11 protein-coding genes are annotated in these 11,774 nt (G+C 50.3%); 2 read left to right on the forward strand and 9 right to left on the reverse strand.

Annotated elements, in window-relative coordinates; genetic code table 11:
• From V8F51_RS25970 to leuC, 8 genes are all read right to left on the reverse strand, one after another.
• Positions 1 to 1,747 (reverse strand): dynamin family protein (locus tag V8F51_RS25970; RefSeq protein ID WP_337103410.1); only part of this gene is annotated, 1,747 nt, incomplete at its 3' end.
• An 11-nt stretch (positions 1,748 to 1,758) separates the two neighbouring features.
• On the reverse strand, positions 1,759 to 2,031 hold the full coding sequence (locus V8F51_RS25975) for an NAD/NADP transhydrogenase alpha subunit (RefSeq protein ID WP_307201479.1): 273 nt from the start codon (positions 2,029 to 2,031) through the stop codon (positions 1,759 to 1,761).
• Between the two features lie 5 nt (positions 2,032 to 2,036).
• Positions 2,037 to 2,729: an endonuclease III gene (gene nth, locus V8F51_RS25980; RefSeq protein WP_337103411.1), complete on the reverse strand. Its 693-nt coding sequence runs from the start codon at positions 2,727 to 2,729 to the stop codon at positions 2,037 to 2,039.
• Between the two features lie 172 nt (positions 2,730 to 2,901).
• Positions 2,902 to 4,986 carry an S-layer homology domain-containing protein gene (locus V8F51_RS25985; RefSeq protein ID WP_337103412.1) on the reverse strand — a complete coding sequence of 695 codons (2,085 nt, stop codon included), beginning with the start codon at positions 4,984 to 4,986 and terminating at the stop codon, positions 2,902 to 2,904.
• A gap of 71 nt (positions 4,987 to 5,057) precedes the next feature.
• Positions 5,058 to 5,597 (reverse strand): GerMN domain-containing protein, encoded by a 540-nt coding sequence (locus tag V8F51_RS25990; RefSeq protein WP_337103413.1) that lies wholly within the window; start codon positions 5,595 to 5,597, stop codon positions 5,058 to 5,060.
• A 19-nt stretch (positions 5,598 to 5,616) separates the two neighbouring features.
• Positions 5,617 to 7,029, reverse strand: coding sequence for an N-acetylmuramoyl-L-alanine amidase (locus V8F51_RS25995; RefSeq protein WP_337103414.1), 1,413 nt, complete (start codon positions 7,027 to 7,029; stop codon positions 5,617 to 5,619).
• A 158-nt stretch (positions 7,030 to 7,187) separates the two neighbouring features.
• Positions 7,188 to 7,787, reverse strand: coding sequence for a 3-isopropylmalate dehydratase small subunit (gene leuD, locus V8F51_RS26000; protein ID WP_337103415.1), 600 nt, complete (start codon positions 7,785 to 7,787; stop codon positions 7,188 to 7,190).
• 28 nt (positions 7,788 to 7,815) lie between these two features.
• Complete coding sequence (gene leuC, locus V8F51_RS26005) at positions 7,816 to 9,231, reverse strand: 3-isopropylmalate dehydratase large subunit (protein WP_337103416.1); 1,416 nt, start codon at positions 9,229 to 9,231, stop codon at positions 7,816 to 7,818.
• A gap of 177 nt (positions 9,232 to 9,408) precedes the next feature.
• Between leuC and V8F51_RS26010 the strand changes: the two genes are divergently transcribed.
• The gene (locus tag V8F51_RS26010) at positions 9,409 to 10,302 is read left to right on the forward strand and encodes a LysR family transcriptional regulator (protein WP_337103417.1); all 894 of its coding nucleotides are present in this window, start codon (positions 9,409 to 9,411) and stop codon (positions 10,300 to 10,302) included.
• Here V8F51_RS26010 and V8F51_RS26015 read toward each other — a convergent pair whose 3' ends face one another.
• The gene (locus V8F51_RS26015) at positions 10,303 to 11,103 is read right to left on the reverse strand and encodes a carbon-nitrogen family hydrolase (RefSeq protein ID WP_337103418.1); all 801 of its coding nucleotides are present in this window, start codon (positions 11,101 to 11,103) and stop codon (positions 10,303 to 10,305) included.
• Positions 11,104 to 11,225: 122 nt separating this feature from the next.
• On the opposite strand from V8F51_RS26015, the gene V8F51_RS26020 reads away from it, so the two are divergent.
• On the forward strand, positions 11,226 to 11,705 hold the full coding sequence (locus V8F51_RS26020; RefSeq protein WP_337103419.1) for a hypothetical protein: 480 nt from the start codon (positions 11,226 to 11,228) through the stop codon (positions 11,703 to 11,705).
• Positions 11,706 to 11,774: the final 69 nt, after the last annotated feature.

The raw sequence follows: 11,774 nt of genomic DNA on the forward strand, positions 1-11,774 counted from the left end.
GAGCTTCGCCTGCGGCGGCAGCCGCAGCGGCGCTAGCCTGCTGCAGCGTTGCGTCGCCGCCGCTTGCTGGCGCGGGAGCATCCGCCGCCGCGCCAGCACCGCCTCCGGCAGCCGATACGCTCGGCGCCGGCAGTTGCGGCTTCGCCGCCGGGCTCGGCAGCTCAGCTGCGAGCCTCGCCGCATGCGCGGCAGCGCGCTCCGCTAGCGCTGCCAGCGCCTCTGCGGCGCCAGCTTGCGAGCGTAGCCCCGCAAGCTGCGCCTGCGCCTCAGCGGCAGCGCTGCTGCTCGCTGCCGCCGCATGATCCGCCAGCGCTTCGATAATGCCGAACGCGCGCTGGCGGTATACCCCTTTCACATCCGCGGCAAGCTCGCGGCTGTAGATCATCGTATACTCGTTCCCGATCACAGCTCCGGTCTTCACGCGTTCAACGATCCAACCCGGCTCAGGCAGCCACGTCAGCTTCTCGGCCAACTGTGCTTCCAGCTGATCCGTGTTATAACCGATCCGCTCGGCCGCTTGGCGCAGCAAATGCTTCACATGCCATTCGATAGCAGCGCTAATTAACGAGTTCAGCTCCGCTCGGAACGCCTCCAGACGGCGCTCCTGCTCGGCAGCCGTCTTTGCACCTGCAAACAGCAAACCCGCCTTGAAGCCCGGCTTGCGGCTCTCCAGGAACGTCTGCGCCAGATCGCGCAGCCCTGCCGGCGTAATATTCGCGTTATCAAGCACCTTCTGCAGCTCTAGGCGAAGCTCTGCGCCGAACATTTCCTTCTGCTCCTGAAGCGAACGAATACGCTTCGTCAACCCGTCCATTTCCGACTTAAGCCGGCTAAGCGCTTCTTCCCCGCCAGCCTCCTCTGTAAGCCGTTCTCTTTCCGGCTCCTGCTGCTCCTGCATCCACTTCAAGTGGCCCTTAACGAGATGTCTAAGCGACGCATCCACGCTATAGGCACACAGCGGCGCTCTAAGCTCAGCAAGCTGCTTAAGCAACACGAGCAGCTTATCCCATTCCTGATGCGGATGGCTCGGTTCGCGCAACGACAAATAAACGATCCCCGCCGGCTCAAGATGCCAAGCATGGAACGCTTCCTCTACGCTTTTGCGATAGCTCTCGAACGACAGCTCACGATCACGATGCTTATCAATTTGATTAACGATAAAGTATAAGGGCTTGCCCCAGTCCTTAAGCTGCTTCGCAAATGCGAAGTTAATCTCGGATTGGACATGATTATAGTCCATCACGTAGAACACAACGTCTGCCAAATGAAGCGCCGATTCCGTCGCCATCCGATGCGCGTCATCCGTAGAATCAATTCCCGGCGTATCGAGCAGCACCGTATGGTCGCCAAGCGTTTCGCTCGGATAAATAATGGACACCGACGTGAACTGCTCGCCGTCTACGCAATACTTATCAAGCTCATCAATTCGAACCTCAGCCTGCGAGGTGACGCCGTTCTTGATCGTCTCCACAGCGGCGTAAGCTCTGTCTCCCCCGCGGATCGATACGACATTCGCGCTGGTCGGAATTGGACTCGATGGCAGCAGCTTCGTTCCGCAAAGCTTATTAATAAGGGTGGACTTCCCTGCCGAGAAATGTCCGCAAAAAGCGACAGTAAGCCGACCTTCGGTCAGCTTACTGTTCAGCTCCTGCACTTGCTGTGAATGTTGCCTATCTCCTGCAGCAGCCATATCGCCGGCTGCACTCGCAATAGCTCCCGCTATGCTCTGCACAGTCATTTCAGTCATTGTTCTGCTCCTTACACAGCTTCCTCTTCATCAGAAGGCAAGCAAATTTCGAACACGTTGCCGTGCTGCAAAATCATAATGTTGCGCGCCTTCTCCTTCATCACGACAACCTCAGGTTTTATACGCATACGCTCGATGTATTGTTCAGGCACGTCGCCTGAGCCGCTGACCGTAATGCCTTCAACGACGATGTCTTCGTTTTCTTGCGGTGGCGCTTCAAGCACCTGCTCGTAAATATCGGAGAAAAGCTCAAAATTGTTTGTGTACACGGAAATACATTTCATCCTTATCATCCCCTACCAGCTATTTTCAGTTCAGCTTTATTTTTCGTTTTATTGCCAGCCTTCATACGTTGCTTGCCTTCCTTGCACATATCAAGCAAAGGGCAGATCGGGCATTGCGGATTTTGAGCTTTGCAATGATAGCGGCCGAAAAAAATGAGCCGGTGATGCGTCACCGTCCACTCCTCTTGCGGAACAAGCTTCATCAGCTTCTTCTCGACCTCAAGCACATTATCGTCTAGCTTAGCTATGCCTAAACGTTTCGATACACGATCCACATGCGTATCTACCGCGATCGCTGGTACATCGAAGGCATTGGACATGACGACGTTAGCCGTCTTCCGTCCTACACCTGGCAGCTCGGTCAAGCCCTCATGGCTTGCCGGCACCTCACCGTCGTATTTATCGATCAAAATGCGGCTTAACTTCTGGATATTGGACGCTTTACTGCGAAACAGACCGATTCGGCGGATGTCCTGTTCCAGCTCCTCCAGCGGCACGCCTAAGTAATCCTCAGGCTGCTTATACTTTTGGAATAACGATGCGGTTACTTTATTTACCGTTTCGTCCGTACACTGCGCGGACAATAGAACGGCTATCGTTAGCTCGAACGGATTGCTGTGATTGAGCTCGCAATGAGCATCCGGAAACATCTCAGCAATGATGTCCAATATATGACGCATTTTCTGCTTCGCGTTCATCGTCCTCTCTCCAATCTAACACTATCGTTCAAAGTGTAGCGAAATTTGTCACGCTTAGCAACCGTAAACAGCTACTTTCTATAAAAAAAACTGCCCCGTAAGGCAGTTTTTTCACGAAACATCCTAATTTAAAGCTTTATTCCCTTGCTTTACTGCAATAAAACAAACCTCGTTATTTGTTCAATTGAACGCTAACAGCAGAAGTGCCCACATAGGAAGCTGTAATCGTATCGCCGACGGCAATATTCCCGATCAACGCTTCTTTGCCGTCCTTATTCGTTAGCGGCAAGTCTTTAATCGACAGATCGAACGCGTTGCCAGTCCCCGTAGCAGCTTTCACGCGAATCTTCTTGTTCAAAATATCGATAATTTCAACTTTATAGTTCACGTTGCGATGTGCTTTGATCTTAATAACGCTCTCCTGGGTCGGATTAAGCTCGACCGTGATGACATCGTCTTTCTTGAGCTCGCTGAGCGGCGTCGCATTGGAACCCGGCGTCTCCAAGTAATTAGCCGAATAAGGCAGCGTAATCGTAGATCCTGAATCAAGCTTCACTTTGAGCTCGTAATCCAACGTATCGATCGATACGAATTTACCCGTATACGTCGTTACGATCTTAATCGATACGACTTTATCTCCGGTGTAGGACAAAATAACTTGCGTGCCTTGCAGCAGCAGGTCATACGAGCCTTCTACCGAAATAATCGTGCCATAGTACTCGACTTTCGTTTTATCCGTTAGATAGAGCACCTTCGGGTTTTTACCGTCGAAATCCACTATCGTGAGAAGCTTCATATCCTCTACGAAGCTGGCGATCTTCGAATCGTCGAGCACTTCGACTTTACGGCTTTCTACCTTGATTTTTGACACTTGCTCATCCGCGTTTAAAGTGAGCTCTATTTGATCGGTCTCTGCGAGCAGATCGTCCAGCGTAGCTTCCTTAAGGCCCTCGATTTCCACATCAACCGCTTTCGCCAAATACTTCGTTACGAGCGTGTTGCCGCTTTTAATCGTAATAATCTTGCCGTCCGTTGAGAAGAACAATCCCTTAACCGTGTTTTGATTAACGATCGGCGCCGTCACAATTTTCAAAGTAAGCGGCTTGTCTCGGAACGTATCCTGTACAATGCTGACTACGCTATCTGCTTTAAGATCGCTTAGTTTCAGCGGTGTGCCTTCCGTATCTTCCACAACAACGGAGTCATCATAATCAAAGGGTACAGGCATTTTATTAATCCACAAATACAATTTTTTCTCGTCGTCGACATTGCGCAAGAACGTTCCGGATGTTGAAGTCGTATGTACGGTGTCGCCCTTCGCTTCTACATACAACGCTTTGCCATTCTTCGCTATAACCGTTACATCGCCGTAAGCAAGCAATTCCGCTCGCGTGATCGGGGAATCATTCAAATAGGTGTAATACAACGTGTTTTCATCCAGCGCATATGAAGTCTCGACCTTATTGCTGTATAAAGTGATTGAAGAGTCCGTAATTTTGGTTGCTATGCCTGTTGTTTGACCCTCATAATCGACTACGAACTGGGATTGCGCACGACTGAAAATCGTAGCAAGGCTGGCGCGGGTCACATTCGCTTTCGGATCGAATTTCGTTTCCGTAATACCTTTCACTAGACCTAGCTGAGCTGCAGCGTTTACGTATCCGTTATAGATCGGATCGATCGAGCCGCCGTCTGAGAATGATGACGTCGTATTTTGCAAGCCGTCCGCCACTTCCGATTTGCCGATTGCTTTAATAATAAGTTTCGTTACCCATTCACGCGAAGCAGGACGCTTGCCCCAAGCAACGCTAGTATCCTTAGCCGCAATCGTCAGCTCCGAGGAATCGAGCAACCCTTCATTAAATGCGAGGACAATATAAGGCTTGAAATAATTGCTTACAACGAAGGTGTCCGGAAATCCGTAATCAGCCCCGGTGTCTACTTTGTCAATGAGACCCGCAAAACGAAGCGCCATCAGTACCGCTTCCTCCTGGGACACGTTTTTGCTTGGCTGGAACGTATACGTTCCAGACGTCCCTACCTCATAACCTGTAATAATGCCTTGAAGAGCAAGCTTGGCAATATGCTTCTCTGCCCAATGCCCTTTGTTAATATCGGTGAATGGCGTAGATAAACCTGCTGAAGTCGTTGCTGCGTATACGGGCGCAGGCGCCGCTATGTAGCTGCTGCCCCCAATGACGAGCGACATCGCTAACGTTCCGATAATCGCTTTTTTCCAAGTGAACTGAAGTGGCATGTATTGGCCTCCCAAGAGTTGGTGATTCAACGATCATTTCTTTGTTTACAGGTATATAATAAGCTTTCACTTTATTTCCGGTAAGGGTGCTCAAGCTCGACATGGCCCATAAGCGTCTCCAATGCCTCACCGTCTACCAGAATATCGACAGCATCGACAAAGTCGAATTGAAACATCGTCTTGGTGAGCGACTCTATGGCAAGAATCTCGCCCGGTCCTCCCAGCCGCGCTTCATCAGGCAGCAATATATCGACGGTTGCGAGACCGTCTTCCAAGCTCACTTTGTCGAAGCTGATCGCCTTCCATAAGGAAATCTCTTCCGCGCCGCCGTCCTTCTGAAGCTCAGAAAGCGCAGATTTCACGAGAGCCAGCTCATCGTCGCCATCACTCAGCTCAATCTCGACTTCGCGTGCCGACGTTTTCGATAATTCGGAATCCGTTGAATAAACCGATATCGTTCGTTTCACAACAATCGATTGTTCCTCAGTCGGCGGGGTAGTTGCTCCGGACACGTCATTGCTAGATGGAAGCTTGTCCTGTCCCCCGCAGCCGGCAAGCGTTAATGTTAATAGAAAGGCAGCTAGCAGCCCTTTTGCTTTGACATTCGTCATACGACTGAACACCTGCTTTCTATTTCAATTTGAAATATTCCTTAATGCCGGCTACTAGCTCGGCTGCAATGCGATTTTGGACAGCATCGTCATAAAGTATTTTCGCGTCTGCCGCATTCGATAAGAATCCTGCCTCTACAAGCACGGCCGGCATCGTCGTTTCCTTAATGACTTTGAACGCTTCCTTCTTCACGCCGCGGTCCTTGAGCTTCGTTCCGGCTAACAGATGCTTATGAATGACTTCCGCCAAGCTTTTGCTATTATCACGATAATAATAGGTTTCAGAGCCGGTAGCGCTGCTGCCCTTCAAGCTGTTGGCGTGAATGGAGATGAACATGTCGGCTTTCAGGTTCTCAGCGAATGCTATACGTTCCAGCAAAGTCGGATACGTATCGCCCGTTCTCGTCATATGAACCTTGATCGACTTCTCGTTCGCCAAAAGCTTCTGCATCTTGAGGGCAACGCTAAGATTAAATTCCTTCTCCCATCTGTTCAGGACGCTTTGTGCGCCTGGGTCGCTTCCGCCATGACCGGCGTCAATAACAACATCATACACGTTATCCGTGACCGGTGGCTGAGGATCTACGGGAACTTCCGGTTCCACAGGAACTTCTGGTTCCGGTTCTGTCGGCGTCTCCGGCTCAGGCGGCACTTCGCCAGTCGGCATAAGATCAATTCGGAATTCTCCAACACCTTCTGTCATGACATAACCCGTATCCGTGTTAACATCAAGAACAACTCTCGCTACGGTAGGGCTATTGGAGAAGATCGAATAGCGATAGCCCGTAATTAACGGGTTATCCGTTACTTCCGCTTTCACTTGACCATTAGCCAGAGTGGTTGCGAGATCGGAGGAATAGCTCGTGTTCGGGAAGTCGAGTACGATTCGCTTCGGATTATCTAGCACTTGCACCTTATTAGGCTTGGATGATCCTTCGTAATTAACGATGACGCCGCCAATTCCGTCGAAGCCTACACCTGTAATCCATCCTGTCGGACCTTTCGGCGGTTGAACGATATGTACTTCCTTCGTGTCTGCCTTCCACTCGAATTCAAGGCCGAACTGCTCGCCTACAAAGCTAAGCGGCACAAGCGTCGTTTTGTTTACGATGATCGGTTGTGTGTCCATTTGAACCACTTGATCGTTTACAAGCGCAGTGTTGCTATTAATTGCTAGCTTAACAACATTGCTTCCGTCACTGATCGTAACTGTTTTGATCGTATTGTCCCATTCGACTTGAAAACCTAAGTTTTCCGTAATGACGCGGATAGGTACGATCGTACGCTGGTTCACAATTTGCGGATCAGCGTCTGGCTTCAGCAGCTGACCGTTCAGAAACAGCTTTGGAACGGCTTCGGCAGCTTGTCCCACGCTTGCGAACATCGTGAACAATACGGACATGAACAATAGAATGGTTACAAATTTCTTCATTTTCCACCTCGATGACTGAATTGCCCGCATCGAATGTGAACATTCGACTTTTACAGACGCAAATATAGACGCAGCTTGTCAGAAAAAGTTGCGTTTAGAGGAAAAAAGAGGACAATTGCCGTTGCCGGTAATTGTCCTCTTATCCTTCAAGCATTACACTAGCCAAGACGCGCTGCGTGCTTCTGCTCGTAAGCCGTAATCAACGATTCATGTTGAAGCGTCAAGCCGATATCGTCAAGCCCTTGAAGAAGGAACTGACGGCGGTGCTCGTCAAGCTCGAAAGCGATGCTAAGGCCATGTTCGTCAGTCAGCAATTTGTTCTCAAGATCGACCGACAGCTTGTAGCCTACATGCTTCGCAGTACGCTGGAACAAGTCTTCCACTTGCTCTTCGCTGAGCTTGATTGGCAGAATGCTGTTCTTGAAGCAGTTGTTGTAGAAAATATCGGCGTACGACGGCGCGATAATGACTTTGTAGCCATAATCGAGAATCGCCCACGGCGCATGCTCACGGGAAGAGCCGCAACCGAAGTTCGCACGGGAAATAAGGACGGATGCGCCTTCGTAGCGCGGTTTGTTCGGTTCGAACTCCGCATTCACTTCGCCGCTCTCATGGAAACGCCATTCGAAGAAAAGAAACTGTCCGAAGCCGCTGCGCTCGATGCGTTTCAAAAATTGTTTAGGAATAATAGCGTCTGTGTCGACATTGACCCGGTCGACCGGGGCGACGATGCCTGTAAGTTGTTTAAACGGTTCCATACCTAGAATACCCCTCTCTCACGTTCAATTAGTTCAACACTTCGGTTTTGATTTCCCAATCGCGTACGTCTGTGAAGCGTCCGTTAACAGCTGCAGCGACAGCCATAGCTGGCGATACAAGGTGCGTACGTCCGCCGCGGCCTTGACGACCCTCGAAGTTACGGTTGGAAGTCGATGCGCAGCGTTGGCCTGGTTTCAATACGTCCGGATTCATCGCCAGACACATCGAGCAGCCAGCATCACGCCATTCGAAGCCCGCTTCTGTGAAGATTTTGTCGAGGCCTTCCTTCTCCGCTTGAATCTTAACGCGGCCAGAGCCCGGTACGACGATTGCCGTTACTTTCTCGCTTACTTTGTAGCCGCGAGCGATCTCTGCTGCAGCGCGCAAGTCTTCGATACGGCCATTTGTGCAAGAGCCGATGAACACATAATCGATTTCGATTTCCGTCATAGGCGTGCCTGGTTTCAAATCCATATACTCAAGCGCAGCTTCAGCAGCTTTGCGCTCATTCTCAGTAGGAAGGTCAGCAGGGAATGGTACTTTTGCCGTAATGTTAGTACCCATGCCCGGGCTCGTTCCCCAAGTTACTTGCGGAATCAAAGCGTCAACGTCAAAGTGTACAACCGTGTCGTATTCAGCGCCTTCATCCGTCGTCAATTGTTTCCAAGCTGCTACCGCTTCTTCATAGTTGGCTGGAGCATATTCGCGGCCGCGAAGGTAGTTGAACGTCGTTTCGTCCGGTGCGATCAGACCTGCGCGAGCGCCGCCTTCGATCGACATGTTGCAGACCGTCATACGTTCTTCCATTGTCAGGCTAGTGATTGCTTCACCTGTATACTCGATTACATAACCTGTAGCGAAGTCCGTGCCGCCTTGAGCGATTACGCCGAGGATCATGTCTTTCGCCGTTACGCCAGGCTTGCGCTTGCCGTTGAAGCGAATTTCCATCGTCTTCGCTTTCGATTGCTGCAAGCATTGCGTTGCAAGAACGTGCTCAACCTCGCTCGTTCCGATACCGAATGCAAGTGCGCCGAATGCGCCGTGCGTCGAAGTGTGGCTGTCGCCGCACACGATTGTTTTACCCGGATGCGTCAAGCCAAGCTCAGGTCCCATAACGTGAACGACGCCTTGATCGATGCTGTCAAGATCGAACAGCTTAACGCCGAAGTCTTTACAGTTCTGCGTAAGGGTATCGATTTGTTGCTTCGAGATTGGATCGCTAATATTGAAGCGGTCTTTGGTAGGAACGTTGTGATCCATCGTTGCGAATGTCAGGTCAGGACGACGCACTTTGCGGCCCGAAAGGCGAAGGCCTTCGAACGCTTGCGGCGATGTAACCTCGTGCACAAGCTGCAAGTCGATATAAATTACGCTTGGCTTACCTGTTTCTTGATGAATGACGTGATTATCCCAGATTTTCTCAAACATTGTCTTTTTCGTCATTATGCTCACCCCATCATTTCATTGAATCTTTCATTGATTCTTTCTGCTCTGTTAACTGAACCTATCATAGCATTTCTTTCTTCATTGAACCAAGATATAATATCTATAACGTCTATAGGTAATAACTATAATGGAAATAATGTTTACAACTTTTACAATTGAAATGAGGAAATGACCATGGAGCTTAGACAATTGCAATATGTCATTCAAATTGCTATTGAAAAAAACTTCTCGAGAGCGGCTGAGAAGCTGCATATCGCGCAGCCTTCTCTCAGCCAACAGCTATCCAAGCTGGAGCAAGAAATCGGCGTATTATTGTTCCGCCGTACGACCAACTCCGTTGAGCTCACGCAAGCAGGTCAAGTGTTCGTTAATAAATCGCAATCAATACTTGATGCCGTCGAGCAATTAAAGCAAGAAATGGACGACATGGCTCAGATGCGCCGCGGCCGCCTTGTCGTTGGTACGCTGCCGATAACCGGCTCTCATATATTGCCGCTCGTCCTCCCCGTCTTCGGCGCTCAATATCCGCAGATCGAGGTTGTTCTCGTCGAGGATACGACGTCAAAGCTTGAACAATTGACCGCAAGCGGCGGAACCGACTTAAGTCTGCTTTCTTTGCCGCTGATCGATGCGTCGCTGTCCTGGGAGCCATTTCTCGAGGAAGAAATATGTCTAGCCGTGCCCCCTCATCATCAGCTTGCGAATCGACAGGAGCCGATCGACATTAGTGAATTGCAGGAGGAGCCGTTCATCGTCCTCAAGCGCGGACAGGGCTTCCGTCAAATAACGGTAGAGCTATGCGAACAATCCGGCTTCACGCCTCGCATCGTATTCGAGAGCAGCAATATGGAGACGATCCAGTCGCTCGTAGCAGGCGGCATGGGCATAGCCTTCGTTCCGCAGATGCTTACACGGCCCAAAGGTTCGGAGTTCGCTCCCGCCTACCTCTCATTCACGACGAAGCCGACTCGTACCCTTGTTATAGCGAGCCGCAAAGGCCGTTATTTATCCAAAGCTGCCGAAGCTTTTATTCGAACCTTAAATAAGACATTAACCAATTATCGTTAATTATTCGTTGTAGAGTGCAGGTCTGCGATCCTCAAATACGGGGATTTTATTTCTTACCGTATCGACTAACGACAAGTCGATGTCGGCATATAGAATCGTTTCTTCCTCGCCTGCTTCGGCGATCGTCTCGCCCCATGGATCAAGCACCATCGAATGACCGAAGAAGCTGGTATCTCCGCTCTTGCCCATCCGATTGCAGGCAATGACGAACATTTGATTCTCTATTGCGCGCGCGGTCAGCAGCGTGCGCCAATGATGCAGGCGCGGATGCGGCCATTCCGCAGGCACGAACAGCAACTTCGCGCCTTGGAGCGCCAGCTTGCGCGCCAGCTCTGGAAACCGAATGTCGTAGCAGATCATCATACCGGCTTGCTCGCCTTCGATGGTGAGCGATCCGGGCTTATCTCCTGCCTGCAAATACTTCTCTTCATCCATAAGACGGAACAGATGAATTTTGGAATAATCCCCTGCTGCATTGCCTTCACGATCGAAGGCGTAAGTGGTGTTGTAGACGCCGTCCGATTTCGACTCCGCGATCGAACCGCCAACAATATGAACCCGATGCTCTTTGGCGAAGCTTGAGAGCATTGCTTTCGTGCGCTCCCCGTTTTTGTCCGCTAGGCTTTCAATTTCAGTAAGCGCGTAACCGGTATTCCACATTTCCGGGAACACGATGACATCAGGTTTCTTTGCCCCAGATACAGCCTCCTCCAGCATTTCCTTCAACCTGCCAAAGTTTGCCTCCGGATTCCCCGCTTCTATATTCATTTGCAGCAAAGCAAGCCGCAGCGCTGTTGTCATATCCGCTTCCTCCAGTTACATCATTATTTTCCCTAATGATACCCTCTCATGGTTCAGTGTCAAGATGGGAACGTTATGGATACAGTCCTAACTACTATGCAGTCAACAAAGGAGAATTGCCCATGTGGCTCAAACGAGCAACGATCATGCTGATCGCATGTTTCGCAATGATGATGGCAGGCCAATCCGCATCCGCGTATGTATTCGACCCCGCCGAGAGCAACAACGAAACGTTGTCCGAGATCGAACAGAAGCCTGTTCAAGTATTTGATGTCGCTGCCGGCAAAGTCGTCAAGACGATAGCTAATGATACCGGTTTTCAAAAGATGGCTGCGGATTGGGTTGGCTCTATAACCGACCTAGCTCCCCAACTGTCGGCAGATGAGAGCTGCGGCTATGTATATCGTGTTCCGTTAACGAAACCCGTCACGATTAAGGTTAAGGAGATTTCGGTTACGACGGCCGATCTTTTCTTGTTTTATTGCAAAGACAAGCCGCCGCTTCTGCTCGCTTTTGACGAGAACCGCAAGCCGTTCTTATTTTTAGTCAAAGCCGATATTAAACCTTTTATTCAAAAAGTCGGAATCCCAGCGCTACCGTAAGGCTTATATCGCATCCAATCGAACAGGCTCGAAGCGACCGCTTCGGCCTGTTTTTTGCTTCTCTTCATG

This window comes from Paenibacillus sp. YIM B09110 (genome assembly GCF_037167145.1).
In the GTDB taxonomy this organism is placed as follows: domain Bacteria; phylum Bacillota; class Bacilli; order Paenibacillales; family Paenibacillaceae; genus Pristimantibacillus.